Raw genomic sequence first — 26,361 nt, forward strand, 5'->3', positions numbered from 1 at the left:
CCGGGGCCATCCACCAGGATAGGACTAATCCCGCATGTACTACACACTCGGATTCCCCACGGTCGATCTTGTGAAGCGGCCGATCTCCGCGCCGCTCGGGACGTACTTCACAATCCGAATGGCCTACAAAATGCAGCAGCACCCCCACGTGATCCGCGCGCACGGTGCCCTGTTCAAGGAGCAAATCGAAAACCTCAGCGAACGCGACCTTATCGCGTTGAACGCTGCGATCAGCGCGTACATGCCCGCTAGATGAGTGCAGCGGAGCGTTATCTAGCGCGGCAGTTCGAGGTGTTCATGGTCGCGCAAGCGCTCGGCAGGCTCCCTAGTGAGCCGAATCGGGCGAACATCGCCGACATGGTGAACAGGGTTCCTCGTGCTGTCATGCTCCGCGCGTGGGACGCAGCGCGGAGGCGTACCAATGCGCTGCACCCGAGATAGCACACCTACAACTGAATAATTCCCAGCAATCACCCGGTCAGTTCTCTGACCGGGTGTTTTGTGTTCCCGCGGACCATCCGGGCAGCTCGTCCAGCTACTTGAGGGCGACCGGAACGGGTGTGCTCGTGCCGAGACCTGTTGTGCGCGTATGTATCTCGCACGGAGTATGCCGAGAATGCCCCCTAGTCGCGCCGCTGAGCGATCGAAGCGGCCCGCAGCGGCAACCCGTTACCCCCGGCCATTTTCGGCGCTTAGATCGGCAAATAGGGCGAGTTGAAGAAAATGGCGGATTCATGTTGACATGCACCGGAGGTGCACGTAATGTCGTTCATGTCAGGCCGAGCGGCCGGACATTCAGAAACAACTTCCGATTGCACGGCAAGGCGCGAACTACTCGCGGACCGTACGTGTCAATCAACTGTCCTTTGTGAACTTCATAGTGTGGGGCCTACGCCCGGAACGAATACCGAATTGACTTGTCTTCGGTATTCGCGCTCGGGCGTAACTACGGCTCGCCGTAGCCGCCGTTCCGTATGGGGTAAATCGGCGTTTGCTATCGCGAGTCACCCCGTAGTCAAACCTCTAGATGCGCCGCATACATGGCGCTCCGGATGGCCAGGACTTCAATGCCGGGCTCACGCCTGGAAAAGCTGGGTCATACCAGCGCGGGGACGAAAAGGAAAGGAGCACCATGTCAACAGTTTCGTTCAAATGCGAAAGTGAACTTGAAGCCCAAGTAGTCGCGAACGCTGTAAACCGGTACCACCACATCCTCCGGCAGCGAGGGCTAAGTCCCGAAAGTTATTCGCCATACCCGGAAGGGTCCGGCGTAATACTCGACTGGGCAGATGTTAAGGCGGCAGCTCGGAGTATGAGCGGCGGAACCGTAACGGGTATGTCGGTACATATGGCCCGCGCTATCCGTGAAGCTCTATTGGACAAGGAGAAGAACGGCAACGATGCCGATTTCTCGGCCATCGCGGGCAAGTTGGCTAGCCGGTTCACCAGCGAAATTTGGTGGTCGGAAACCGGCCGTCAATAAAGGTATGAGCTGAATTCAAACCATCCGAAGAGGTTTGAGCCTGAAATTCGCTCCAGCTACTCGGGCGGCTGGAGCGTTTTTGAAGTTCAAACATGATGAAAGGAAAAGTATATGGGTTTTCCGAAAGAGTTGGACCTAGGTGGAACGGTGGAAATATTCGACCGATCCGGAAGCGGGCTCCGAGTTGTTGACTTCGGCGACTTCATTCGTTTCGTAGTGTCGGAACCTGGGCGGGACCATTGGGGCGTTGACGTCGACGCAAAAGCGATCAACGCTGTCGTTTGCGCGCTTTGCGAGTGGCTGTACGTAGAGGATTGACATGAAATCAATCTTTCTCAAATGGAAACAGCAGAGCGAGCACGGTTACCTGGTCAACGTGCCGGATGATTTCGAGTTGGAAGATGTCCCGTACGGCGTTCTCCGGAACATGGCGTGTTGTGTAGCGCCGGACGTCGACACCTATGAAAACGGCTACGAATACGCATTCGAGGCCGAAGACATGGAGTTCGATCCGGACGCGGTTTCGTTGTTCTGAAAAGAGTTGAGATGAAAACAATAGAGCTCAGATGGCATTCTGAGCATGACCATGCGGCAATCGTGAATGTTGTAGACGACTTCGATCTGAAGAACTATGACGACCGTGCTCTCGTTGATGCCGTGCTAGAGCTAGGACAGTACACCGCAATCGCCAACGAAGAATCAGACTTTAAGGCCGAGATTGTCGAGTTCCGCCCTGACGCTGAGCTACTGAAGATGGAAGACGAGCATATGAAGACTGTTGTGATTGAGTATGTCGAGACACGCGGCTGCATAGTCAAAGTCGCCGTGCCGTTTGATTGGCGGATTGAAGACTACGAGGAAACCATAGATGACGATGTCGCCTGCTTGGATGAATCCGACGTAAAAGTCGACAGCGTCGACAGGGGAGGTTTCGTGGTCCTCCAAACCGCAGGATTCGATCCGACGTTGCCGGTTCTTTATGGTGACGATTCGGTGTGCGGACGTTAGGGCATGGTATGAAATCTGTCACGATCACCTGGGAAGAGACCGTTTACCGTGAGACGACGGTGAATGTGCCTGATGATTTCGAGCTAGAGGCCGCATACGCCAAGAATATTTCGGACAGAGTGTCTGACCTTGATGATGATGACATCACGGACGACAGTCCGGATCGTGAGTCATTCGCGATTATCGAGGAGGGTCCGTATAACCCTTTACTGCCTGTCCTGTACCGCACGAACTCAGTGTCTCGTGGGTAAAGGGTCGACCGCGTCGAGTAAACAATACTTCAAACGTTTAGACGGCGGGATCAAGGGTTGCATGGGTTACGGCTGCCTAATGCCTGCTACGTGGTGGGCTGATTGGGAGCACAACAACTGTCCCCGGTTCGCGTCCACCGCATATTGCGACGCTCACGGCACGCATGAAAGGAATGACCCGAGCGGGAGAACAAAAGTACGAGCGCTCCGGCGTTGAACATCAAATTGGGCCACGGTTTACCCGTGGCCTTTCTTGAAGTTCAAGGAATAGGAGATAACAAGTGTGCGAATGCACCTGTGGGAACAACCATGTCAGATTCGCCAGGATACTGGCGGGGTACCTTACCGACGATTGGGAGGTCGAAAAGCCCGACGATATCGACAACTCGGCCACGCTGACCGGCCCAGCCAATATGCAGCTGTGGTTAAGAATCGAAGGACCGCACCCGGGACGGGAATACACGCGACTCCGGATCGGTGGCCGGTTCGGAAGCGAGTACCGGTATCTGCCGGACGGGTCCGACGCTGAGCAGTTCACCGTCGTGCTTCGTGACACCGATGGTGCGGCCATCGCTGCCGAGCTGGAGCGCGATCTCATCCCTCGCTACCGGCTAGCGCTGAACGCAGCACTTGCACAGGAATGGGATCACGCTGCGCGACAGCACAAGCTGATGGAACAGTTGCGAGAAGTCCTGAATCCGACCATGTCTGACGTGTACGCCACGACTGGACGATTCGGCATCAAACATCAAGGTGTCGTAGATGTCAGCGGGCCAGACAACGTGCTGATCTCGCTGCGCGTGGGGGCCGAAACAGCCCTGGAGATCGCGCGAGCAGTCCAGAAAATCGAATCTATTTGGGTTTGAGCCAGAGAGCGGTCACCGAGCTTGCATCGGTGGCCGTTCGCTCGTTCAAAACAGAAAGGCAGATGATGTCACAGGAAACAATCGAATGGTTGAACAACTATACGTTGATCGGCCAAACCGACAAGCGCGGAAAGGCTTGGCACTACCGCAAGGCCGACCAGGACGACAAGTCCAATCACTACCCGGGATTCGTTCCCGTCGCGGATGTTGTTGCGCGACTGTTCAATTGGGAGGCGCAGGCCGCACCTATCCGCTACGACGTGCCCGGCACGGTCGAAACCTTCACCAGCATCGGTGACGGCGAGATGATTCGGACCATCACCGACGATTCGCGAAAGGTCATCTACCGCAGCGATACCGGCGCGTTGCTAGGCGTGTTCAAAGAGGGCTACAGGATTCACCAGTTCCAGGAATGGTTGCTCGACAACCTTGCCAGCCTGATCACCCCGGACGGTCTCGCAGTGTCCACGGACTCTCTCGGCATCGGATCCGCCGGTCTGCTGAAGAACGGGGCACAGGCGTGGGTGCAGATCGAACGCCCCGAGAACGTCACGACTCCGCAAGGCGTCGAGTTCAGATCGTCTCTACTCGCCACGTCCTCGCACGATGGCTCTATCGCGACTCAGTACGCGGCCGTGCAAACGATCGTGGTGTGTGACAACACGATGGCGTCGGCGCTGAATGAGGCGCGCGGCACCGGCAAGCGGTTCAAGTTCAAACGAACCAAGAATTCGCTAGACAAGATCAGCGATGCCCGGCAGGCACTCGGCATCGTTGTGGAGTCGGCGGACCGCTTCGCCGCCGACGTGGCGCAGCTGTGCGCGACCACGGTCACGGATCGCCAATTCTCGGAGTTCCTGAAGCTGTGGGCACCGGTGCCAGATGAGAAGGGACGCGGGCGCACGCTGGCCGAGAACAAGCGCGACGCGCTGAAAGCCATGTACGACACCGACATGCGAGCGGCCCCCTGGCGCGGCACGGCGTTCGGTGTCCTGCAATCGGTCAACACCTACAACCATCACGGTTCGACGGTGCGCGGTGAGACCACCCGGGCCGAACGGAACATGTCTAATGCGATCACCGGCAAGACAGGGGAAGCGGACGCGGAAGCACTCGACATGCTGAACAGAGTGTTGGTGTGCGCTTAAAGGCTTCAGCACACTTGTGGCTCCCGGTCGTCCTTAGCGACCGGGGGCCGCTTCGTATCCGAGCTATCGAGAAGGGGAACACGATGGGGCCAAACCCGAACCACCTGCTAGCCGAGTTCCGTCAGGCCGTCGCAGAATCCGAACACCTTGCTGAAGAGTTCAACTCAGATGATGACAAGGAGCACTCGCCAACGGAGTTCGAACGGTACGACGACCAAATGACCGCCCTATACCGAAGGGCGATCGAAGCGATGGACGCTCTAGACGGCTATCTCTCGCACGGCGGGCAACCGCCTGACGAGTGGCTGCGCTAGAACATCGTGGCGGGCACAGGGATTCGACCGTAGTGTCGGTTCCTGTGACCAGTTCTTCACCCTCGCAGGGTGATTCACGCGCCTATCCCAAGACCGAGCCGCTTCCTGCCGGACCGGTTCCCTACCCGGGCTCCGGCCCGGCGTCAGCCCCGGCGCCAGCGGGTCCTTCGTACCCGCTGGGAACCTCGCAGTTGCCTCCGTACGGAGCCGCGTACCCGCACGGCCATCCGGTCCCGCAGTACCAGCAGCCGTATCCGGCGGGGCCAGGGGTATGGCCGGCGGGAGGTCCGCAACCGCCGAATCCTGGCTACGTCAGCCCGCGGCAGCCGATGGTGATGATGCAGAACGTCACCGTGACGCCGCGCCGGAGATGCAACCACCCGCTGCACTTCGCGCTCACCTTGATCTCTTGTGGGCTGTGGGCTCCGGTCTGGCTGTTCCTGGCGATCGTTCAGCGGTAGTACGGATGTGAAGGCTTGAGCCGCGCGGAAACAACTCGGCCTGCGATCGGGGCCAGGTTCGTGGTTTGGATGTGTCTGATCGGTGCAGGGACAGTAGAGGTTTGAGGCTGTTCTAAAAGGCGGATACGGAGCGTTCCCGCAGATCAGGCTGTGCGAGAAGGCATTTGAGTCCTCGGTGGGCAAACCTAATTTGGTACCCGTCAGGTTGACTTCTAAACAAGTTGTGACAGAGACTTGGGTCACATCGGTAGAAGTGTCGAACGCGTGTTCGATACCGTAGGGACGGGTTGGGGCTGAAGGGGAGGGGGGAGTGGGGATGACGTAGTTGACATATGCCCGCAGACACTGTCAACTAGTCTGTTGTGACAGCGGACAAGTCGGGGGCCGAGAAGGACCAACAAATGAATACAGTCATTGACGGATTGTCAGCCGAGGTGGTTCAGGCGCTGGTAGATAAGGGCGAAGGCTTCGCCGCAATCGCGAGACGCTTTGGATACACGCGGCAATACGTTCAGCAGTTCGCGGCTCGTAACGGTATTTCCCTACCGAAGACGCCGCGAAGGATGGTGGGGGAGGAATTTCCCTGGAAGGTACCCTCCGCGATGCAGCGGACACCGCCGTACCGGCGGATGCGGGACCACGGGGAGTTTATGGCGACCGGCGGCGAAGGTATGTCGGATGAGAAGAAGTCAAGGCTCCGGTCTTGGTATGCCATGCTTCGGAAGTACAACTATGTACTCGAGTTCGATCCTAAGCTCCCTCCTACTGTCGGTGTTTCCCCGGCCGGAGGCTTCGCCTACCGTCCGCGCGAAGAGCGCGACGGAAAGAAACTTCTGATCAGGCTTAACGAGCACACTCGGCTGACATCCGACGGGAAGAAGATTTGGGTGTTTCCGCCGAAGGACCCGTAGCGAAGGGGATGGACGAACTTGCTTGATCTGCTGCGCCACGATTCACTTGTCGTAGTGAATAACCTGCCGTGGGTGCAGGCGTTTCTCGAGGTAACCGCTGGAACCGTCTTGCTGCTCGTCCGTCGAAGTCTGGCCTTGCCCTTAGATGACGAAGACTACGATCCGGTCGCGGATTTCATCAAGATACGCAGAACAGAGCTGTTGTCGGAACGGACGGAAAAATTTCCTGAATTCATGTTCGGATGCGCTCTTATGTCCTGTTACCGTGTCGACGGTGTCAAGGAAAGCGCAGCATAACCACATAGGAGTCAATATGGTGGGGACCGGATGACCGGTTCGACCACAGACGAGAGGCCGCCCGGCACCGGGCGGCCTCTTTCTGTTTCCCAGCACAAAACATACGAGCGATGCTCCTACGGCTATTACTTGGAGCGCATCGAGGGAGTCTGGCAGCGGCCCGCGGCGTGGCTATCACAAGGCACTGCGTTCCACGAGGCAGCCGAAGCCTATGAACGGTCCGGCCGGGCAATGACCGTGCCGGAGATGCAGGAGGTGTTTCGGGAGTCCTACGCGCACGAAACGAACAAGATGGCCGACGAGACTCCGAACCTGGCCTACTGGTTCAGTTCTGGGCCGTACGCCGGGCCGCAGGACATCGAACGCCGGTACGGAATCGGACTCGAACAAGTCGAGCGGTACCCGGCCTGGTACGAAAAGCACCCGAACGAAGTCATCTGGATAGATCCAGACGGCGAGCCCGGCATTGAGTTGGGGTTCGTTGTCGACCTGGACGGCATCACCGTTCGTGGGTTCATTGACGCGGTGATCCTGGACGAGACCACCGGCCGGATGAGGGTCCGAGACAACAAGAGCGGCAACCAACCCGGCGATGATTTTCAGCTCGGAACCTACAGTGCCGCCCTGGCGGTCAAATACGGGATCGAGCAGCCCTCGATCGGTGACTACTGGATGGCAAGGACCGGTAAGCCGACGTTCGACTACGACCTCGCAGAGTGGACGGTCGACCGAGTCACCGAAGAGTTCCACCAGCTAGCGGCAAACATCGAAGCAGCACGATTCATCCCGGATCCGGAACCGTCGAAATGCCGGTTCTGCTCAGTTGCGTCATCGTGCGAATTTTCCATGTGACCTGAACAACCAGTGCGCCCCTAGACCAACGTCCCGGGGCGTTTTTTGTGCCATGACCAGGAGGTACTGACGTTTACACACTGCTCCAATCCCAGACCATCCGAGGCGCAGCGGGCAAGCCACTACCAACGGTCTTCAGAGCGCTTGCCGACAAGGGCACCGAATTCCTGCTGGGCCAGCTCGTGCTCGTCGCCGCCGGGCCTGGCACGGGCAAGAGCCTGTTTGCACTCACCCTCGCCTTGCGGTCCAAGGTTCCGACCCTGTATTTCAGCGCTGATAGTGATGCGTTCACCCAGCTCACCCGCTCGGTAAGTGTCCTAACCGAATGGCGCCACGAAGAAGCCGCCAAACGAGTACTCGCCGGAGACCTCAACATGGTTTTCGACCTGCTGACCAAGGTTCCGATCCGCTTCGTCTATGAAGCGTCTCCAACGCTGGATGACATCGAGCGCGCGATGCTGGCGTACGACGAAGTGCACGGCCACTTCCCTCAGTTGGTCGTGGTCGACAACATCACGAACGTGTCCACCGCGGCCAGCGGTGAAGACCCGTTCGCCGGCCTGGAAGCCCTTGCCGACTACCTACACGGGATGGCGCGCCAAACCGGCGCGTGCGTGGTGTGCCTGCACCACGTCACCGGCCCGTATGTTGATGCCGCTAAGCCCATCCCGTTGTCGGGGGTCAAGGGCCAGATCACCAGAGTCCCCGAAACCGTACTGACTCTCTTCAGACCGGTACGTGAGTTCGGTGGAGACGTTCTCGGGGTGTCGACGGTCAAAAACCGCGCAGGCCGCGCGGATCCATCCGGCATGGATTTCGCTGAACTCGAATGGATCGGCGACACGATGACGATCCGTGACGTCCGTGCCGCCTAAACCGGCGAAGCGGTGCGTGGACTGCACAACAGAAACGATCACAACCCGCCGCGCAGCTCCGCATCCAGGCCCACGATGCGCGACTCATCATCGGGAACGACGAGCGAAGCTCCGAAAATCTAGCCACGGCAGGCACATCGAAGCTACGTACGGAATCACCTCGGCGGAATATCAGCGGCTGCTAGACCACCAGGGCGGAGTGTGCTTCATATGCCGCCGTGCGACCGGCGCACGAAAACGACTCGCCTGCGACCACTCACACGCCACCGGGGAAGTCCGCGGGCTGCTCTGCAAGCGCTGCAACCGCGATGTCCTCGGACACCTACGAGACGACATTGCCGCTGCACAGCGAGTTGTCGCATACCTCACCGATCCCCCTGCGTACCGCGTGATCGGGCGTCGGGTAGTTCCAAACCACGAAGGATGACCAATTGCGCTCTGTCGCCGAAAATCTGACTATCGCCCTGGGGCTGATCAACGAGAACGGCCTCGGACGAGGGTTGCTCTATAACCGGGAAACCGGCTGTTACTGCTCTCTAGGTGCTATCCATGCGGCTCGCACCGGCCTGCGCGGGTTCTCTGTGGCTGTCGATGAGGACCGCAGGCTGGGAACGAAGCTCGCGTACCAGAACTCCCCAGAAGCCGAGGCCGTCCGCCTGTCCATGCTGGCGATGGATCTTCTGCCGGATGCGGACGGCGACTTCGCCGACCTCTACCGGGTGAATGACTCTGTGCCCAATCCCCAGACGGTGATCGAAGCGTTCGAGCGGGCCATCGAGAACGCTGCGTAATGGCCGCCATCGTCTCGGCTATCCAGCGGTACTACCCGGACTGGATCCCGCCCGAGGACCGGCAGACCTACAACAAGTGCCTATGTCCGTTCCACGGCGAATCGCGGCCTTCTGCGTCGATCTCATTCGAGCACAACCGATTCAACTGTTTCGCGTGCGGTGCCTCCGGCGACGCGATCGACATCATCAGACACCAAGAGGAGGGCATCAGTTTTGCAGAGGCTAAGCGCCTCGCAGCGGACCTATCTCCAGGACGCGACGACTCTGTACGCGAGAGCGTTCCGAGGCAGCCCAGCCGAAGAGTATTCGGCCAACCGCGGACTAACGACCTTGGAACGACAGGGGCTAGACCCGCTACTCCTGGGATTCGTAGCCGAACCGCTCCCTGGTCATGAGGACTACTCGGGGTTCCTCGCGATCCCGTATCTGAGAACGGCAGCAGACGGCGTTCTCTCGGTCGTCTCGATCCGATTCCGTTGCATCGCCACAGATTGCGAGCATCAGGGGCACGGCAAGTACATGACCCTCGCCGGGGACAGACCCCGGCTGTACAACTCTGCCGATCTACTCGTCCCGTCGAGATTCATCTTGCTCACCGAGGGCGAGCTGGATGCGATAGCCGCACACAGGATCGGACTACCGGCGGTCGGTATCCCGGGTTCTACAGCGTGGCAGCCCCATTTCCGGGAACCGTTCCTCGGGTATGAGTCGGCAATCATCCCGGCAGATGGTGACAAGCCAGGGCGCAAGTTCGCGGTGCAGACATCCAAACATCTACCGAATTCAAAAGTCATCTACCTACCGGACGGTGAAGACGTCAACTCGCTGATCATGTCCGAAGGACCGAAAGCGTTTAAGGAGCGACTGGGGTTTGAGACCGATTGAGGTCACGGTGTACACGCGGCCGAACTGCCAACCGTGTGCGTATACCAAACGAACGCTGATCAAACAGGGCGTCGACTTCGCCGAAGTCGATATCACCGATGATCCACAAGCATTCGAGTACTTGAAATCCCATCTCGGAGTACGGGAAGTGCCCGTGGTCGTGGTGATGGAACGCGCCGATTATTGGACTGGCGCGCGAGAGGAGAAGATCCGCGAATGGACGGATCAGATGACCACGAAGAAGGACTAGACGACGATTGCAGCCTCGATGGTTGGGGATGCGAGTCAGATGAATGCGACTGCGCTGATGAATTTTTCGAAGACTGGGAAGGTGTTCAGACAGATTGAATAGCAAGGTTGATCCGCCGTACTACCAGGGTTTCAGCAACGGGGCCGAGATGATCGACATCACGGAAAACCTCACTCCCAATGCCGCGCAAGCGGTTCAGTACATCGGGCGGTCATGCCGAATGGATGGAAACAACAAGGGGGGCATTGCGGAGGACCTGAACAAGGCGCTCTGGTTCATCACCCGTGAACTGTGTCGGATCGGAGCGGAAACCCAAGCCCGGCCCCGCGACAGTTCGCGTCGTATCGCGCGGATGTGGGGCCGGATCGAAGACGTACCAGAAGGCGTAGAAGTCACCGACATCGATGGCGATGGAGTGGTGAAGGTTGACGGAATCACTTTCCGGACCTCCTATGGGCGCACCGGATTGCTTGCTGAGCGCTTCGAGACCGATGGAACTGATAACGACTACGCCCCGTTCACCGAGGTGATTGCTTGACCAAGCGAGTAGTCATCATCTCCGATACCCAGATCCCCTACGACGACCGCAAGGCGGTCAGAGCCGTGATCCGGTACATCGGCGACACCCAGCCAGACGAAGTTATCCACATCGGCGATCTGATGGACTTCCCGCAGCCGAGCCGCTGGAACAAGGGCACGGCCGGCGAGTTCGAGGGCAGCGTCTTGGAGGACTGCGAACAGGCCAAACGCCGGTTTCTGGGGCCGCTGAGAGAGGTCTACGACGGGACCGTCGGAGTCCACGAGGGAAATCATGACCTTCGACCACGAGAATATCTGAGCAAATATGCCCCGGCACTCGCAGAGTCCGGGGCATTTAACTTGCCGACACTGCTCGACTTCGACCAGTTCGGCGTGAGACTGCTTCCGGATTTCTACGACGTGGCACCCGGCTGGATTACTACGCACGGACATCGAGGCGGTATCCGGCTTAGCCAGGATGCTGGCAAGACAGCGCTGAACGCAGTGAAGCGTTTCAACAAGAGTGTCGTCATGGGCCATACCCATCGGCTAGGAACAGCGCCGCACTCTGTCGGATACGGCGGAAAGCTGGAAACCCTAACAGGATTCGAAGTCGGGCATCTGATGGATATGGGACAAGCCCAGTACCTCAAAGGTGCCTCTGCCAACTGGCAGAAGGGCTTCGGGATTCTCACCGTCGACGGCAACCACGTTCGGGCCGAGCCGATCCCGATCACGGGCAAGAAGTTCACGGTTGATGGCCGTGTGTGGACGGTGTAGGGAGTTTGTTGGATACCAAGAAGGTACAGAAGCTGATCGCCCGCGCGGGGAGCGCGGTGGTGCGGGAGTGGCCGGGCGTCATCGACGCAGAAGACCTCGGCCAGGAGTTGTGGCTGTGGATTCTGAGGAGCCGTTCGGTACAAGACAAGCTCACCGCTTCCGATGACTACCTGTCATACCGGCTGCTGGTCCAGCACGGGCACAAGATCGCAGCGGCGGAAGCCGAGAAGAACGTTCGCTTCGCGACCAACGTGCAGTACTCCACCGAGGACGTACGAAAAGCACTTGAAGGTGAATTGCGGTGGGCCGAACTACTCGATGACCTCACCTCCGCAATGGAGGTGATCCGCGAGAAGCACCCGCAGTACGCCGACGCGATCCGAAAGCGGTTCGGTGAGAAACAAAAAGGCGTCGACTACAACGCTGTCAAGCGCGGTGTCATCGCGATCACCGATGAAATGAACCGTCAGGCGCGAGTGAAGCGAGCCGAGTACGGCGACGGGCCAGGCGCAAGGCGCGTGGTCTCCAATGCAGCGGCGCAGACCGCATCGAAGGGCAACGAGTGAAAGACATCCTGGACGCCGAGCTCAACGGCAACGGCTCCATCGAGATGTACCGGGGCTGGGTTCATCCGGACATCCATTTCGACCAACAACCGGCCTTGCTGGACAACTGGTCTGACGACGATATCGAAATGTACTGCGGAAAGAGGAATGTAGCTTGACCAACGACCCGTTCGCCAACGCCACGACGGCTGACGCTGCGACCGAAGCTGAGAGCACGACCGCGGCCAAGCCCGGCCCAACTCGCCGTGACGGCAAGGTGGTCGTCACGCTCAAAGGCGGCCGAGACTTCGATGCTCCGTGGATCGTGCACCACGCCGACAGTGTCGCCGAAGCTGAGCAGCTGGTGAGGGATTCCCGAGCCCTGATGAAGCTGTCACAGGAAGCGGCAGCACATTTCGCTGGCCTCGCACCCGGCAAGCCCGCGCCACAGGGCACAGAGCCAGCTGCACGGTCCGCTCCTGCCGCCAAGCCCGCCTACCAGCAAGCACCCGGCGGGGAAGGCCGCCATTGCAAGCACGGGGAAATGGTTTTCAAGTCCGGCGTCGCGAAGAACGGCGGAAAGCCGTGGTCGGCATTCATGTGCCCGGCTCCGGCCGGCACGCCCGACCAGTGCGAGAAGCAGTGGCTTCGCTGATCTGACCTAGTAACCCCCGAGGGCGGCTCTCCTATCGGGAGTCGCCCTTCAGTCCCTAGAACCGAAACGAGAACGGGAGCACCGCACCGTGACCACTGCTGAAACCGCCTTCTTGTATCGCCGGATCGAGGATCTGGAGGCCGAGAACGAAGCACTGAAGACGAAGTACGACAACCGAAAAAAGCTGTCGCACAACGATGTCCGATGGATCCGGCGGCTAGCCGACAACGCGAAGCTCAGTCACGCGGAGCTGGCGGAGATGTACGGCGTCGGTGAGCCCAACATCAGCCGCATCGTCAGGCGCATCTATTACCCCGAGGTGGCGTGAAAGAACTCAGCTACCGGCTCCGCGGCGAGCCTGTCTATATCCGCATACCTGAGACAGACGCCGACCTCACGCAGTTCTCCGACTGGATCGACGGACACAAACGGCACCGGATCGGGATCGACACCGAGACAACCGGCCTGGACATCTACAGCGCCGGATACCGGCTTCGCACCGTGCAATTCGGCACCGGCACCGAATCGTGGGTGGTCACCGTCGAGAAGGGCCAAAAACACTGGCACGCGGCGCGTCTCGCCGTCGCACGTCTAGAACGGGTGCTCATTCACAACGCATCGTTCGACCTCCAGGTGCTCGAAAAGCACCTGGGGGTACCGATGTCGGACATGTGGCCCAGAACCACCGACACACAAATTCTCGCTCACCTGGTTGACCCGCGCGGCCAAGAAGAAGGTGGTACGGGACACAAGCTAGAACAACTCACCAGAGCCCTGATAGACCCCGTCACTGCCGACGAGGTCAAGGGGTTAATGCCGAGGTTAGCTAAGAAGTACAAGACGAACAAGGAACTGGTCTGGAAGGTTCCAGAGCTACTGGACGATCCAGAATTCATGCTCTACGCAGGCATGGACCCCGTCCTGGCACGGCGACTCTGGGACAAGCTCGAACCGAAAGTGCCGCACGACTCCGTACACCTGATCAGCTACGAGCACGAGCTAGCGCGGGTGTGCACTGAGATGGAACGAACCGGGTTCCTGCTCGATACCGCCTACACCGAGCAGTTCTCGGCGAAGCTGCGAACCGAGGAAGACGAAGCAGCGTTTCACGCACTGGCGTTCTTCGGCGTAGAGAACGTCAACTCAACCGAGCAAGTAGCAGACGCTTTGGAGGAGCTAGGCGTTCGAATCAAAGCCCGCACCGAAACCGGGAAACGGAAGGTCGACAAGGATCTCCTGGAGCAACTGGCCGAGGACGACCCCCAGATCGGCAGCGTCGGCCACCTGGTCGCAGCCGTGTCCGAAGCAAAGCGGGCAGGGAAGTGGAGAACGACTTGGATCGACGGGTTCCTGAGAGGCGCGGACCCGGCGGGCCGGGTGCACCCGAGCATCAACCCCCTTCGCGCCAGGACAGCTCGAATGAGCATCACTGGGATTCCCGCCCAGACACTCCCCTCGAGTAACTGGACAGTCCGACGATGCTTCATCGCGGACCCCGGCCAGACCGTGGTCTCTGTCGATTACCAGGCGCAAGAACTCAGGGTGCTGGCCGCGCTGAGCAGAGACCCAACAATGCGCCGCGCCTTCGCCGATGGTGCCGACCTGCACCAGATGACTGGAGACGCGGCGGGCGTCGCACGGCCGGTCGGCAAGATGGCGAACTTCCTCCAGGTCTACGGCGGCGGCGCTGGCACACTCTCCCAAAAGGCGGGCATCACCTTCCCCGCCGCTCGGCGAGTCATCGAAGGGTTCGAACGCACCTACCCGAAGGTCGCGATCCTAGCCAAGAAGCTCGAAAACGAGGCCAAGGCAAACGGATTCGTCACCACGCCGGTAGGGCGTCGGCTACCGGTCGACTCCGGTCGCTGGTACGCCGCGCTGAACTACGTCATCCAGAGCACATCACGCGATGTGACTGGCCGCGGACTGCTGGCGTTAGACGCGGCCGGATGGACTCCGTACATGCGACTCCCTATGCACGACGAAGTCGTCGCATCACTGCCCATCGAACACGCCGAATGGGGCGCAACCGAGATCGCCCGACACATGCGGATGGATCTCCACGGAGTCGACATCGACACCGACCCCGAGGTCTACGGACCGTCATGGGGTCACGGATACATGAAAGCAGCTGCTTGAACATGAAAAAGATCGTGGCCGCGGGCCTTCTGGCTTCCGGTGTCCTACTGCTGTCCGCGTGCGATCCATCCCGGGCGGGCACGGTCGGCACCGAGGTCCGAACCGTTCGACTCCCTGACGGCAGGACCGTCGTCTGCGTAGTCGCAGCCAACACCAGCGCGAAGTCCGCAGCCGTCGACTGCGATTGGCAACACAGTGGACGATGACGAACTTTTGGACCGGATCTACCAGGCGTGGTCACAGACCACAGGAGCCCAGACCGGCGCATGGTCGGCGTCCGAGGACGAGGGAATGGGCTGCTGGGACCTGTGGTGGTCCCAAGACGATGCCCAACGAAAGCCGGTCGCAGCATTCCTGAACCAAGAGAACGCCGAGTTCATCGCGGTCATCCACTCAGCACTCCCAGCGCTGATTCGCCGATTCCGTGCGGCGCTAGACGAAGCCGAACGACTCGACACCGAGAAAGACACCCTGACCGGTCAGCTCGCAGAAGCCGAACTGGCCCTTCAAAGCTTCCAGCAAGGAACCTGAATGACCTACCGAAACAAGAAGAAGCGCACCACCTACGGAACCAGTACCACCAGCTCGCCCCACTACGACACCGCGTCCGCCGCTGGCGCCACAGGGGCCTACGACTCGGACACGTCGTACTCCAACTCATGTGACTCTTCAAGCACCGGCAGCGCCGGAGGTTGCGAATGATCGACGTCCTGATCATGGGCGGTACCTGGAACCCGAACGGCGAAGGCGTCACCGGCACATTCGCTAACCACCTCGACCCTGACCTGTTCCGCTACCGCTTCGTCAACTACCCCGCCGACTACGGCCGCAGGGTCACCTACGCCGATTCTGTACGGGCTGGGCGAGACGCACTGATTCGAGCCATCCGAGAAACCCCGAATCTCGTTGTCCTAGCTGGCTACAGCCAGGGCGCAGGCATCGCCGGAGACGTCGCCGATGAGATCGGCCGCGGAATCCATCCCGACCTCGAAGTCCTCGGCGTCGCCCTGATCGCCGACCCTGCCCGCCCAGCCGGCGTCGATCTGGTCGGCCCAGACCCTGGCGGCTACGGCATCACTGGGCAACGCCGTATCACCGGGATCCCTGCATGGCACGTCGCCGCCGAAGACGACCCGATCACGGCATTGCCCGAAGGTTCGGCGCTGCGATCGGTCGCGGATCTTTCGGCCTACTGGAACATGTCGAGTCTGGATGGATTCATCCGATGGGGGCAAAGCCTCATCGAAGTAGCGACACGTAACCAGCTCCAGCAGTGGTGGTCGATCCAAAACCACCGCAAGTGGTTCGGCGTCGCCAGGCAGGCGCGGGCCTACCTCTTCGACGGACGTCACACCGACGCCTACGTATTCGAAGGCCACGCACAGCGGTTGGCCGAAGCGCTCAACGAGGAGTTCTGACCTGAAGAACCTGTTTGGGCAAGATGTTTCGTTCGGCAGTCTGCCGGAGGTTGCATGACGACAGAGCTAGTCATCACTCGGGGCTACCCCGCCAGCGGAAAGACGATGTTCGCCCGCCAGTGGGTGAATGCGAGGCCACAACGGGCACGCGTCAGCCGGGATGACTACCGACTGATGTTATTCGGCAAAGAGGGAGTTCTTTCCCTACAGGAAGAGAACCAGGTTACGGCGGTCCAGCGGGCCGCCGTTTCTCGTCTTCTGGCTGACGGCTATGACGTGATCGAAGACGGCACCAACCTTCGTAAGAGGTACGCCCGAGGGTGGGCGGAGTTCGCTCAGCGCCACGGCACGACGTTCCGGGTAGAAGACATCACCACCCCGGTCGATGTGTGCCTTGAGCAGAACTACGAACGAGCGTTCTACGGCAAAGGCCGCTATGTAGATCCAGATGCTATCCGGAAGATGGCGGCGAAGTTCCCGCTTGGGACGTGGCCGGAGATCGAAGCACTCCCGTCGACAGTGTTCGAACCGTACGTGGCTCAGTTGACGAAGCCTTTGGCGATCATATGGGACATTGACGGAACGTTGGCCCACATGACCGGTCGAAGCCCGTATGACTACACGCGTGTATCAGAAGACCGGGTAGACGATTCGGTTAGGCACATCGCGAACACGATGTATCCGAATCACCGGAACATCCTTGTCTCTGGCAGATCCGAGGATTGCCGACCCGAGACGGAACGTTGGCTCGATGACAAGGGAGTCCTGCATGACGAGTTGTACATGCGAAAGACCGGAGACAACCGAGATGACGCGATAGTGAAGTACGAAATCTTCCGAGACTCGATTGCCCCGTACTTCAACGTGATTGGCGTCTTTGACGATCGGAACCGCGTTGTCGCCATGTGGCGACGGCTGGGGCTCAAGACATTTCAGGTCCAGGAAGGGAACTTCTAGTTTGCGTCTCGACACTCCCAAGAACGAGAACTACTCGGCCGTCGTCGCTTCGGTGAAGGCGGTTCTTACGCTGAAGGGAAAGGACCGGATCGTCGGCCTGCCCCTCTACGGACACCAGGCCATCGCCCAAAAAGGCTGGGAAGTAGGCGATCTCGGCGTGTTCTTCCCCGCAGAAACGCAGCTCAGCCACGAATACGCCTCAGCGAACAGCCTGTATCGAAACGCCGATCTCAACCAAGATCCGACAACCACCGGCTACCTCGAAGACAACCGCCGGGTCAAGGCGCTGAAGTTCGGCGGGCACCGAAGCGACGCGATGTTCATGCCCTTGGCAAGCCTGGCGTTCACCGGCATCGACCCGCGCGAACTTCGCGAGGGCGACACCTTCGACACCCTGAACAACGTCGAAATCTGCCGCAAATATGAGGTACGACCACCGCGGACCACGAGCACCAAGGGAAACCTGGCGCCCAAGCCGCGACGCGTCGCCGACAGATTCTTCCCGCAACATCTCGACACCAACCAATACTGGCGACACCAACACGCGATCGAACCCGATGACTTCATCTACGTCACACAGAAGCTCCACGGGACCTCAATCCGCGTCGGGCACACCCTCGTTGAGCGCAAGCTCACCTGGCGCGAACGGCTCGCCCAACGCCTCGGCGTCACGGTTCAGCAGACCACCTACGACAACGTCTACGGATCACGCAGGGTCATCAAAGACATCAATGATCCTGATCAGATCCACCACTATGGCACGGACGTCTGGACCACCGAGGGCAAGAAGCTCGACGGACTGATCCCTGCCGGATACGTGATCTATGGCGAACTGATCGGCTGGACTTCTGACCTCTCTCCAATCCAGAAGGGCTACACCTACGACATCCCGAAGGGCCACACCAGGCTGTACGTCTACCGCGTCGCCATGGTGAACCCGGAAGGGCGGACCGTCGATCTCGCCTGGCCGCAACTCGAAGAGTTCTGCCACAGCCTCGGACTGAACCCGGCACCGCTGTTGTGGGCGGGCTACGCCGAGAACTTCCAAGTCGATGACTGGATGAACAAGCGATACCACGACGAGGGACACCCGAACGCGGTCCCGCTCGACCCCGGTACGACCGTCGATGAAGGCGTGGTGGTCCGCGTCGAAGGGCTGACCCCGGACCTGTACAAGGCGAAGGCTCCAGCGTTCTTCGAACACGAGACGCGGATGCTCGACCAGGGAATCGCTGACCTGGAATCGACTCAGGCCGAAGCGGCGTAGGGGAAGCGGAGTGCGGGGGGCCGTCGTGCCGGCCTCCCGCAACCGCGTATCCGAGACTGCTGCCAGTCTCGAAGAAGTGCCGGGGGCCGAAACTCCCGGCGTCTGTCACTGCGACGTGTGAATGAGACAGCGACGAATCCGAAGGTAGCACCGCACGACCGGTAGCCCCCGGAGAGCCCAACTCTCGGGGGTCATGCCAGGGGGTACCGGCCGGGCGCATCTAAGCCGGAACAAGCTCCAGTTCGGAGATGTCGAAGTCCGCCGCCGACTGGTCGACTGATTCGACAGTGGGCGAGTCGGCTTGATCGCGCATCACCATCGTCAGGTGGGTTACCGCGAGCAGCACCAGCGGAGGCACAGCCGAGATACCGACCGCGACCCACGAGCCAGCCGACAGGTACGCGGCCAAGCCGTTGCCTACGACCGACAGGATTGCACCGACACCGAGCAGCACCCACGCGTACCAGGCGTGTCGCCGCATCGCCGTAGCCGCGATCGTGGACACGATCACCAAGCCGTCAACGATCAACGGAAACGACCACGGATGCGGGGTGTGGTAATACGCCGCGAGCCACGACAACTCGGTATACGAAACCAGGAACGAGAACCCGCCGACCGCGACGGTTCCAGCCGTCGCCGCCTGTACTGGGGTCACCTCAAAGACGCGCGAGAGCGCACGAGATAGCATCGTGTTGCACCAACCTCAACTTGGTGTACCGCCCCTCATCGGAGTACCAATCCGGTGGGGGGCTCTTTGTTTGTCTGTCGGACTCGAACGTATGGAGTTCAGCGCCCGGCGTCAACGCACGAAAATTCGTCCGCGAGAAGGCATCCCGGTTCAGCTAACCAATAGCAATCGGCTCGCCTATGGACAATCACTGAAACCCTCACGGAAGGTTCCGAACTGTCCCAAAACACTGAATGGCTCACCCGAGCCGAAGTTTCCGCACGACTAAAAGTCTCCGTACAGACGCTTGCCAACTGGGCATGGGAAGGCCGGGGTCCACGATTCGCCCGGCCCGGCGGTGGACACTGCCGCTACCGACTCACGGACGTAATGGCCTGGGAGGACGAGCAGTTCGGAGGCTGACCGGCAGCACAGGAGATACCCCAAGGCATGGCCAAGCCGATTCCGCCGCTCAGAGCGCTACGGCCCTACGACACATGGCATCTCAAAACCAAGGATGATCGCGGCAAGTTCCTGAAGTCCAAGAGCTACGGCAAGGGCTTGCAGTGGCGCGGCGCGTACCAGGACGGGCTGCGCCATCAGCCGCACACCAAGGGCTTTACCCTCAGAGCCGACGCCGACGAGTGGGCACAGAACCAGGTGGCGTTGATCCGCACGACTGGTCTGCACGTCACCCGTGACCGGGCGAAAGTGACTCTGCGCGAATACATGCCGGAGTGGTTGAGCCTCCAAGATGTCGGCAAGTCCAGCCGCAACACCTACGGCTCGATCAACAACATCATTGGCCGATTCGACATCGCTGATCAGTGTGTTTCAGCGATCCTCGAACATCATGTACAGCGGTTCATGCTCCAGCTGAAAGCGGAGGGCATGAAGCACACAACCCGGCTGGACATCTTCAAACAGCTCAAGCGGATCATGGATGCCGCGATAGAAGCCGAACTACGCGTTCGGCAACCGTGCACCAAGCGCGCTCGGCCCGTTCTGCTCAAGGACGACGAAGTCGATTTGGACGACGACGAGGACGACGAGTCCGATGTGTGGGTGCCGGAGACCGAACAGGTCTGGGCCGTCTACGACGAGCTGAGCGCGGATATGCGTGTCGCCTTCTGGCAGGGTGCAGGGATGGGGCTTCGGGCCAAGGAAGCGTGCGGGGCGTTGATCGAGACGGCGCGTTGGGACAAGCCCGATTACAAGCTGACTCAGCAGTGGACGCAGAAGCGGGACCGGGAGGACCCGGACAAGCCCTACCAGCCTCCGAAGAGCCGGGGCTCTAGGCGAAGGTTCCCCGTGGACCCGTACGTAGCTCAGTGCCTCGTTGAGGCCCTGGACGGGCGTACCTCCGGGTTGATGCTGACCGAGAACGGGCGGCCCTTGACCTACTCGACGTTCCACCGCCGGATCACCGACGCGGCTCGGCGGGCGGGCTTGCCGGTCGGCCGCGACGGATTCCACTTCCATTCGCTGAGGCACTGGTATGTGTCCACGATGATCGCGGGCGGGATGGACGTCGTAGACCTGTGCATACGGGTGCGCCACTCGAAGGCGGATGTGACCTACGGCGTATACGCCCATCTGCTCAACCAGCCACGCGGGAAGTTCACGCTCGGGGAAGAACTCCAGCGCGGACGGCGCGAACAACGCAAACAGCGCCTCAACCTGCGGGTTGTCTAGCGGAATCGTAGAGGGATCGTAGAGCGAGCGGGATTCCACCAGCTCAACGCTGGTCACGGGCTCGCTGGCATCTAATCCAGGAGTTTACTGCCTCCTGCTGGCCTGCCCGGCCACCGCCCCAATACGGTGAGACGTATGCAACTGGATAGCTCCGAAACGAATCAGACCCCAGCACCGAACCAGCTGGACGTGGCGGTCGTCCAGTTCGCCCCCGGCACCGATCCGTCGGCCAACCTTTCCGCACTGCGCGAGCACGTCCGCACGGCGCGCGATCGGGGCGCCCGCGTGGTCGTCGCGCCGGAATACTCGATGTTTGCCGTCACCCGGCTCGACGAGCGTGTCGTGGCCGTCGCCGAACCGCTGACCGGGCCGTTCGTCACCGGACTCGGCGCGATCGCCCGCGAATTCGGGGTGCATCTGGTGGCCGGAATGGTGGAGCAGGGCGAGCCCGGCGGCGGCCGGATCCGCAACACGCTCGTCGTCCTCGGGCCCGATGGAGCCCTCGCCACGGTGTACCGGAAGGTGCACCTCTACGACGCCTTCGGACACCTCGAATCGGAGACGGTGGAGGCGGGCCCGATCACGGAACCGGCCACCTTCGATGTGGCGGACGTGACATTTGGTTTGCAGACCTGTTTCGATCTGCGCTTCCCCGAGGGCATCCGCCGGGTGGCCGCGGCGGGCGCGCAGGTGCTCGTGCTGCCCGCGCAGTGGATCCCCGGTCCGGGCAAGGTCGATCAGTGGACGACGCTGGTGCGTGCGCGCGCCATCGAGAACACCGTTTATGTGGTCGCGGCCGACCAGGCGGCGCCGCGCGGGGCCGGGGCGTCGATGATCGTCGATCCGACCGGGGCCGTGCTCGCCGAGATCGGCGACGAACCGGGGGTGCTGACCGCGAGTGTCGATCTCGATCACCTGGCGAAGGTTCGCACCACCAATCCGAGCCTCGCGTTGCGGCGGTTCGCGATCACGGAGCGTGGCTGACGCAGCGATGCGCAGCGATCGGGGCTGTTGCCGGGCCGCGGTCGCGCGTAGCGTTTTGATGGATGATCTACCCCGATCGGACACTGGCCGGTCGCGCGCTCGCCACGCATCTGGAGGACCTGCGCGCGGCCTATCCGCTGCTGCTCGGTCTGCCGCGCGGCGGGGTTCCGGTGGCCGCCGCGGTGCGTGACGTCATCGGCGGTGACCTCGACATTCTGCTGGTCCGCAAGCTCGGCGTGCCGTGGCAGCCGGAGCTGGCGATGGGCGCCATCGGCGAGGACGGCGTGCGGGTGCTCAACCCGGACGTGTTGTCGCACGCCGGGATAAACCAGCGGGAGTTCGCCCAGATCGAAGACGCGGAACGGGCGGAACTGGATCGGCGCCGGGCGGTGTGGCGCGGCGACGCGAAACCGATCCCGCTCGACGGGCGCACCGTGGTGATCGTGGACGACGGCATGGCCACCGGCGCGACCGTGGTGGTCGCCTGCCGCGTCGCGCGCCTGCACCAGCCGAGCCGCATCGTGGTCGCCGTGCCGGTCTCCTCCGCCGAAGCGTTGCGCCGCGTCGCCGCCGAGGCCGACCAAGTGGTCTGCCCGCTGGTCCCGGACTCGCTCGGCGGTGTCGGCACCGCCTACGAAGACTTCCACCAGCTAGAGGACGCAGAAGTCACCACCCTGCTCACCTGACGCGCCACCCGCACACTTTCTGATTTCCCGCACATGAAATCGCATGCGATTCCCGGTGCGGGAAATCAAAAGGTGTGCGGCGACGGGGTTTACCAGCGCTGGGCGTAGGTAATGGTGCGCTCGGCGGCGGTGACCATCGGGCGCAGCTGGGCGATCAAGCCGTGCGCGGTGACCGGAACGATGTCGACGTCGGTGCCGGTGCGCACCGAGTAGCGGCCGTCCTCGCACACGTCGATCCAGCAGAGCACCCCGAACGGGCGCAGCTCGCCGTCGCCGCGCCGGGCCGACACCACGATCTGGCCGATGCCGTCGCGCGGCTGCCGGAGCATCCTGCGGATGCGGGCGGGCACCGTCGGCCCGGCGACCGGCACGGTGACCAGGTCGCGGCTGTCCTCGCCGACCCGCGCCAGCGGTGCGGTCAGCCGGGGTGTGGTGCCCGGGGAGTTCTCCGGCAGCATCGAAACCACCCGGGCGGTCAGACTTTTCACACTGCCGACGAACAGCCGGATGTCACCGCCGTGGTCCGCGGTCGCGCCGGGACGCTGCGCCGCCACCACCGCGACATTGCCCGCCGCGGCACCGAGCACCCGCACCGGCCGGACGACCGCATCATCCGGTCCCGGCGTGCTGTCGCGCTCGCCGTACACCTCGATCCGCAGTTCCGGCGCGCCGAGCACCCGCAGTGCCGCCTCCAGGTCGGCGTCGAGCACCCGATCGCACCAACTGTGCAACGCCGGTAGTTGCGCGTCCCGCTCCTCGGTGTCGCGCGCGGAGAGCCGAACGGTCAGCGGATAGGGCATCCGATCGCCGTCGGTGCGCGCCCAGGCCAGCGCGAACTGGTCCGGCGTCAGCGTCCAATTCACTCCAACTCGGTCCACTCGCCGAGCACCGGTGGCGTGGTCGGATCGATGGCGCCGATCAGCTCGCCGTTGTCGTCGGCCGGTTCGAGGAAGGTCGGCAGATCGTCGAAGTGGAAGTCGTCCTCGTCCTCGTCGTCGTAGCGGGTGGCGCGGGCGGTCGCGTTCGCGGCGTTCGCGGCCACGCTGGATCCTTGACGCGGTGCGTCGCCCATGGCCATCGCACCGCCCATCAATCCGCCCATCGCGCCCGCGCCGAGCCCGGTGACCGCGTCATTGGTGCTGTCCCTGCGCCGTTCGTCGCGTTTGCGTTGCTCGTCGGGCGCGGCCGGGGCCGCGGTACCCGGCACGACGACCTGCGGGGCCGCCGACGCGGTGGTGGTGTTCGGTGCGGTGATCGCACTGGAGCTCTGCGCGGTGCTGGCCGCGCCCGTGGTCTGTGGAGCATCTACTCCGGCGGCGGTGACATGCGGGGGCGTCGGTGCCGAAACACTTCCGGTGACCGCATCGGCAACACCGTTCGCCGCGGCAACCGTCGCAGGCGTGGTCTCGGTCGGCCGCTCTTCGACAGCGACAGCTTCCTCGGCCTCCGGTGCGGCTACCGGCTCGCCGACGAGACGGCTGGTGTCCGAGGGCGTGTCCAACGTAACCGTAGGCGTGACAGGGCTTTCCGCGCCGAGTCCGGGCCCGGCGATCTTCGCGACCGGTGTCGTATAGGTGGTGACTTGCACGTCGCCGGACTGCTGGTCCCCGAACGCGGGCACGTCGGTACCCGTCGGGATGAACACACCGGCGTAGATGTCGTTCATCGCCCGCACGATGTCCTGGCGCGTGTGCTCGGCCGACTTCTGGTCGGCGATATTGCTGGTGGCCTGCGTCGGATCCAGCAGCGCCGCACCGAGATCGGGCGCCTTCTCGGTCGGCGCGGACACTGCCGCCCGCAGCGCCTCGGCCGCGTCGCCGGCCTGACCGAGCCGTTGCGAGACCACCGCGAGCACGTCCGCGAGATCCTGACCGGTCTGCTCGAACGCGTGCACCGCGTCGGCTGCTTTCTGCGCCGCGCCGCCGCGCCAACCGTCGGCGATGGCTGCCCGGACCTCGAGGTGCGCCTGCGCGACCGCGTCGGCCAGTCCGGCGGCCGCGTCGCCCCAGGCCTGCTGTCCACCCGCGAGCACCGCGGGCTTCAGCAGCTGGACCTTCTCGTGGATTTCGCGATGGGTCATACTGTCGAAGATCTCGACGTTCGGCGCGTAGGGCGGGTCGTTGCGCCGGACGAACGTCTGCCCTGGCGTGTGCGGCAATCTACGCATGGGCGGTTCCTTCCGCGTCGATCCGGCCGACCGACGCGGCGAGCAGGGAGTCGGCGCCCTGGTAGGCCGAGCCTGCGGCGCGGAAGGTCAGCGCCAGTTCCCTGGCGGCTTCGGCGTATTCCCACAGCCGCGTGAGCGCGCCGTGCGCCTTGTTCTCGAAACCCGCGCGCAGTGCGTCACCGGAGGCGAACCCGCCGAACCCCGGCAGCGACGAGGCGGCGCTGAGTAATCGCATCTGTTCTTCGATCTGGTTGGCCAGCTGCTCGTAGCGGCGCGCGCACTTTTCATGCACGCCCTCGGCCACCAGCATGCGGTCGATCCACAGCTCGCCGTCGTCGACCGCGGTGTGCAAGGCGGCGACGGTGACGCCGGGCGCCGTGACTATGGACAGATCCGGGCGTCCGACACCGTTGGCGTTCTCGTTCGATGGCACCTCGACGTCCCCCTTCCTCATCTCTGAGCGAGGCTCAGTTCACGGGCGCCGTGCCAACCCCACGACGACACCCTGCATCCAGTCCGCGATGTCGGCAGCGACCCGCGCGTGCACCGGCTCGTGCAGCAGATCGTGCCCGGCGTCGGCGTACGCCCGTAAATCTACCGATTCGTGGCGCCGAGTCCATACCTTCACCGCATCAATCGGCGCCCGCCGGTCCTCGACCCCGTGCACGGCGAGCACCGGAAGGTGGCGTGGCAGTGCGGAACCCGGCGCGCCGGGGGCGCCACCGCCGAGTGCCCGTTTCGGCACGCCGGACAACACCACGCCGGTCACCGCATCGGTCGGGATGGCGGGTCGCAGCGGATAGTCGCGTTCCACAATCGTCGAATCCGTGGTCGTCTCGCCCCGATCCGGCACCGCGGCACCGAACATGCCGAGCACGGTGACCGCGCCGAGCGAATGGCCCATCAAGATCAAGGGGGGTTGCGGCTCGGTCGCCCGTACGAGGTCGAACAGCCGCCGCGCGTCCGCGACGAGCTCGGCCAGCGTGCCCGGTTTGCGTGGATCGCCCTCGCTCAGTCCGTGACCCGAGGTATCCAGTGCCCAGGTCCCGATGCCTGCGGCCTTCAGCGATCGCGCGAAGCGGTGGTAGTGGCCGCTGTGCTGGCCTAGCCCGGGTAGCAGCAGCACTGTCGCAACGCGGTTTTCGCTCGGCCACCGCCGATAGTGCATCCGGCCACGGGCGCCGTCGAAAAAGGGCATGCCGAGATCTTGTCAAAGATCTTGGCGCTCAGTGGACTTCACGATGACATCGCACCGGCGCCGGACCGCCTTCGCCCCGGCCAGGGTCGGTATCGGGCCGGACGGACATTGTCCAGGTGGCTAGACTGCCCGCAGATTGCTGTGTCGGCTTGCAGAGACCGAGGTGCCCGTTGAGAAGACTCCGTCGCCCATTGCCCCGGCGGTCCCTGCTGTGGCCGGCGGCGCTGGTCGCCCTGGCCTGCACCGCACCGGTCGCCGCCGCTGAGCCGGTCGCCGCCGCCGTGCTGCGTCT

The 26,361-nt window shown here is 62.1% G+C and carries 36 protein-coding genes; 31 read left to right on the forward strand and 5 right to left on the reverse strand.

Annotation, left to right across the window (positions count from 1 at the left end):
• Positions 1-34 precede the first annotated feature (34 nt).
• The 27 genes from NN4_RS26590 (at position 35) to NN4_RS26710 (ending at position 18,672) form a co-directional block, all read left to right on the forward strand.
• Positions 35-256, forward strand: coding sequence for a hypothetical protein (locus NN4_RS26590; protein WP_147136916.1), 222 nt, complete (start codon positions 35-37; stop codon positions 254-256).
• Positions 257-1,312: 1,056 nt separating this feature from the next.
• On the forward strand, positions 1,313-1,483 hold the full coding sequence (locus NN4_RS45190; protein WP_186818648.1) for a hypothetical protein: 171 nt from the start codon (positions 1,313-1,315) through the stop codon (positions 1,481-1,483).
• A 319-nt stretch (positions 1,484-1,802) separates the two neighbouring features.
• Entirely contained in the window at positions 1,803-2,018 is a 216-nt protein-coding gene (locus NN4_RS26595) for a hypothetical protein (RefSeq protein ID WP_147136919.1), read from the forward strand.
• Between the two features lie 11 nt (positions 2,019-2,029).
• Positions 2,030-2,491 carry a hypothetical protein gene (locus tag NN4_RS26600; protein ID WP_147136922.1) on the forward strand — a complete coding sequence of 154 codons (462 nt, stop codon included), beginning with the start codon at positions 2,030-2,032 and terminating at the stop codon, positions 2,489-2,491.
• 532 nt (positions 2,492-3,023) lie between these two features.
• On the forward strand, positions 3,024-3,608 hold the full coding sequence (locus NN4_RS26605) for a hypothetical protein (protein ID WP_147136925.1): 585 nt from the start codon (positions 3,024-3,026) through the stop codon (positions 3,606-3,608).
• A complete protein-coding gene (locus tag NN4_RS26610) occupies positions 3,599-4,756 on the forward strand; it encodes a DUF932 domain-containing protein (RefSeq protein ID WP_222595168.1) in 1,158 nt (385 codons plus the stop codon). The genes NN4_RS26605 and NN4_RS26610 overlap by 10 nt, the downstream gene beginning before the upstream one ends.
• Before the next feature lie 83 nt (positions 4,757-4,839).
• Complete coding sequence (locus tag NN4_RS26615; protein ID WP_147136928.1) at positions 4,840-5,070, forward strand: hypothetical protein; 231 nt, start codon at positions 4,840-4,842, stop codon at positions 5,068-5,070.
• 862 nt (positions 5,071-5,932) lie between these two features.
• Positions 5,933-6,442, forward strand: a complete 510-nt coding sequence (locus tag NN4_RS26620) for an XRE family transcriptional regulator (RefSeq protein ID WP_147136931.1) — start codon at positions 5,933-5,935, stop codon at positions 6,440-6,442.
• 18 nt (positions 6,443-6,460) lie between these two features.
• The gene (locus NN4_RS26625; protein WP_147136934.1) at positions 6,461-6,739 is read left to right on the forward strand and encodes a hypothetical protein; all 279 of its coding nucleotides are present in this window, start codon (positions 6,461-6,463) and stop codon (positions 6,737-6,739) included.
• A gap of 30 nt (positions 6,740-6,769) precedes the next feature.
• Positions 6,770-7,591 carry a RecB family exonuclease gene (locus NN4_RS26630; RefSeq protein ID WP_147136937.1) on the forward strand — a complete coding sequence of 274 codons (822 nt, stop codon included), beginning with the start codon at positions 6,770-6,772 and terminating at the stop codon, positions 7,589-7,591.
• Positions 7,592-7,773: 182 nt separating this feature from the next.
• On the forward strand, positions 7,774-8,466 hold the full coding sequence (locus tag NN4_RS26635) for an AAA family ATPase (RefSeq protein ID WP_246181094.1): 693 nt from the start codon (positions 7,774-7,776) through the stop codon (positions 8,464-8,466).
• A gap of 16 nt (positions 8,467-8,482) precedes the next feature.
• Positions 8,483-8,893 carry an endonuclease VII domain-containing protein gene (locus NN4_RS26640; protein ID WP_246181099.1) on the forward strand — a complete coding sequence of 137 codons (411 nt, stop codon included), beginning with the start codon at positions 8,483-8,485 and terminating at the stop codon, positions 8,891-8,893.
• Between the two features lie 4 nt (positions 8,894-8,897).
• Positions 8,898-9,257, forward strand: coding sequence for a DUF6197 family protein (locus NN4_RS26645; RefSeq protein ID WP_147136946.1), 360 nt, complete (start codon positions 8,898-8,900; stop codon positions 9,255-9,257).
• Complete coding sequence (locus NN4_RS46970) at positions 9,257-9,652, forward strand: CHC2 zinc finger domain-containing protein (RefSeq protein WP_371865702.1); 396 nt, start codon at positions 9,257-9,259, stop codon at positions 9,650-9,652. Before NN4_RS26645 ends, NN4_RS46970 begins: the two co-directional genes overlap by 1 nt.
• The gene (locus NN4_RS26655; RefSeq protein ID WP_246181095.1) at positions 9,588-10,142 is read left to right on the forward strand and encodes a toprim domain-containing protein; all 555 of its coding nucleotides are present in this window, start codon (positions 9,588-9,590) and stop codon (positions 10,140-10,142) included. Before NN4_RS46970 ends, NN4_RS26655 begins: the two co-directional genes overlap by 65 nt.
• Positions 10,129-10,392, forward strand: coding sequence for a glutaredoxin family protein (locus tag NN4_RS26660; protein ID WP_222595169.1), 264 nt, complete (start codon positions 10,129-10,131; stop codon positions 10,390-10,392). Before NN4_RS26655 ends, NN4_RS26660 begins: the two co-directional genes overlap by 14 nt.
• Positions 10,393-10,486: 94 nt before the next feature.
• Positions 10,487-10,930, forward strand: coding sequence for a hypothetical protein (locus NN4_RS26665; protein ID WP_147136954.1), 444 nt, complete (start codon positions 10,487-10,489; stop codon positions 10,928-10,930).
• A complete protein-coding gene (locus NN4_RS26670) occupies positions 10,927-11,691 on the forward strand; it encodes a metallophosphoesterase (protein WP_147136957.1) in 765 nt (254 codons plus the stop codon). The genes NN4_RS26665 and NN4_RS26670 overlap by 4 nt, the downstream gene beginning before the upstream one ends.
• Positions 11,679-12,257 carry a hypothetical protein gene (locus NN4_RS26675; protein WP_147136959.1) on the forward strand — a complete coding sequence of 193 codons (579 nt, stop codon included), beginning with the start codon at positions 11,679-11,681 and terminating at the stop codon, positions 12,255-12,257. The genes NN4_RS26670 and NN4_RS26675 overlap by 13 nt, the downstream gene beginning before the upstream one ends.
• Positions 12,254-12,415: a hypothetical protein gene (locus NN4_RS45195; protein ID WP_246181096.1), complete on the forward strand. Its 162-nt coding sequence runs from the start codon at positions 12,254-12,256 to the stop codon at positions 12,413-12,415. Before NN4_RS26675 ends, NN4_RS45195 begins: the two co-directional genes overlap by 4 nt.
• Entirely contained in the window at positions 12,412-12,891 is a 480-nt protein-coding gene (locus NN4_RS26680; RefSeq protein WP_147136962.1) for a D29-gp49 family protein, read from the forward strand. Before NN4_RS45195 ends, NN4_RS26680 begins: the two co-directional genes overlap by 4 nt.
• Positions 12,892-12,979: 88 nt before the next feature.
• On the forward strand, positions 12,980-13,219 hold the full coding sequence (locus tag NN4_RS26685) for a hypothetical protein (RefSeq protein WP_147136965.1): 240 nt from the start codon (positions 12,980-12,982) through the stop codon (positions 13,217-13,219).
• Positions 13,216-15,030 (forward strand): DNA polymerase, encoded by a 1,815-nt coding sequence (locus NN4_RS26690; RefSeq protein ID WP_147136968.1) that lies wholly within the window; start codon positions 13,216-13,218, stop codon positions 15,028-15,030. The genes NN4_RS26685 and NN4_RS26690 overlap by 4 nt, the downstream gene beginning before the upstream one ends.
• Positions 15,031-15,225: 195 nt before the next feature.
• Positions 15,226-15,561 (forward strand): hypothetical protein, encoded by a 336-nt coding sequence (locus NN4_RS26695; protein WP_246181097.1) that lies wholly within the window; start codon positions 15,226-15,228, stop codon positions 15,559-15,561.
• A 167-nt stretch (positions 15,562-15,728) separates the two neighbouring features.
• The gene (locus tag NN4_RS46655) at positions 15,729-16,448 is read left to right on the forward strand and encodes a PE-PPE domain-containing protein (RefSeq protein WP_147136975.1); all 720 of its coding nucleotides are present in this window, start codon (positions 15,729-15,731) and stop codon (positions 16,446-16,448) included.
• Positions 16,449-16,502: 54 nt separating this feature from the next.
• Positions 16,503-17,405, forward strand: a complete 903-nt coding sequence (locus tag NN4_RS26705) for a phosphatase domain-containing protein (RefSeq protein WP_147136978.1) — start codon at positions 16,503-16,505, stop codon at positions 17,403-17,405.
• Position 17,406: 1 nt separating this feature from the next.
• Complete coding sequence (locus tag NN4_RS26710) at positions 17,407-18,672, forward strand: RNA ligase family protein (RefSeq protein ID WP_147136981.1); 1,266 nt, start codon at positions 17,407-17,409, stop codon at positions 18,670-18,672.
• Between the two features lie 220 nt (positions 18,673-18,892).
• Here the strand turns inward: NN4_RS26710 and NN4_RS26715 are convergent, their stop codons facing one another.
• Positions 18,893-19,327 carry a DUF2637 domain-containing protein gene (locus NN4_RS26715; protein WP_186818649.1) on the reverse strand — a complete coding sequence of 145 codons (435 nt, stop codon included), beginning with the start codon at positions 19,325-19,327 and terminating at the stop codon, positions 18,893-18,895.
• Between the two features lie 249 nt (positions 19,328-19,576).
• On the opposite strand from NN4_RS26715, the gene NN4_RS26720 reads away from it, so the two are divergent.
• The 4 genes from NN4_RS26720 to NN4_RS26735 all read left to right on the forward strand — a co-directional run bounded on the left by NN4_RS26720 (position 19,577) and on the right by NN4_RS26735 (position 22,704).
• Positions 19,577-19,762 carry a helix-turn-helix transcriptional regulator gene (locus NN4_RS26720; protein WP_147137017.1) on the forward strand — a complete coding sequence of 62 codons (186 nt, stop codon included), beginning with the start codon at positions 19,577-19,579 and terminating at the stop codon, positions 19,760-19,762.
• 27 nt (positions 19,763-19,789) lie between these two features.
• The gene (locus NN4_RS26725; RefSeq protein WP_147136987.1) at positions 19,790-21,034 is read left to right on the forward strand and encodes a tyrosine-type recombinase/integrase; all 1,245 of its coding nucleotides are present in this window, start codon (positions 19,790-19,792) and stop codon (positions 21,032-21,034) included.
• A gap of 135 nt (positions 21,035-21,169) precedes the next feature.
• Entirely contained in the window at positions 21,170-22,018 is an 849-nt protein-coding gene (locus NN4_RS26730; RefSeq protein WP_147136990.1) for a carbon-nitrogen hydrolase family protein, read from the forward strand.
• 62 nt (positions 22,019-22,080) lie between these two features.
• The gene (locus tag NN4_RS26735) at positions 22,081-22,704 is read left to right on the forward strand and encodes a phosphoribosyltransferase (protein WP_147136993.1); all 624 of its coding nucleotides are present in this window, start codon (positions 22,081-22,083) and stop codon (positions 22,702-22,704) included.
• A gap of 89 nt (positions 22,705-22,793) precedes the next feature.
• Here NN4_RS26735 and NN4_RS26740 read toward each other — a convergent pair whose 3' ends face one another.
• Genes NN4_RS26740 through NN4_RS26755 form a run of 4 tightly spaced genes read right to left on the reverse strand, consistent with a single transcriptional unit; the run spans position 22,794 to position 26,069 of the window.
• Positions 22,794-23,567 carry an ESX secretion-associated protein EspG gene (locus NN4_RS26740; RefSeq protein WP_147136996.1) on the reverse strand — a complete coding sequence of 258 codons (774 nt, stop codon included), beginning with the start codon at positions 23,565-23,567 and terminating at the stop codon, positions 22,794-22,796.
• Entirely contained in the window at positions 23,564-24,871 is a 1,308-nt protein-coding gene (locus NN4_RS26745) for a WXG100 family type VII secretion target (protein WP_147136999.1), read from the reverse strand. The genes NN4_RS26740 and NN4_RS26745 overlap by 4 nt, the downstream gene beginning before the upstream one ends.
• Positions 24,864-25,325, reverse strand: a complete 462-nt coding sequence (locus tag NN4_RS26750) for a hypothetical protein (protein WP_246181098.1) — start codon at positions 25,323-25,325, stop codon at positions 24,864-24,866. The genes NN4_RS26745 and NN4_RS26750 overlap by 8 nt, the downstream gene beginning before the upstream one ends.
• 18 nt (positions 25,326-25,343) lie before the next feature.
• On the reverse strand, positions 25,344-26,069 hold the full coding sequence (locus NN4_RS26755) for an alpha/beta hydrolase (RefSeq protein WP_147137002.1): 726 nt from the start codon (positions 26,067-26,069) through the stop codon (positions 25,344-25,346).
• Between the last annotated feature and the right edge of the window lie 292 nt (positions 26,070-26,361).

Source organism: Nocardia ninae NBRC 108245 (assembly GCF_007990755.1).
Classification (GTDB): domain Bacteria; phylum Actinomycetota; class Actinomycetes; order Mycobacteriales; family Mycobacteriaceae; genus Nocardia; species Nocardia ninae.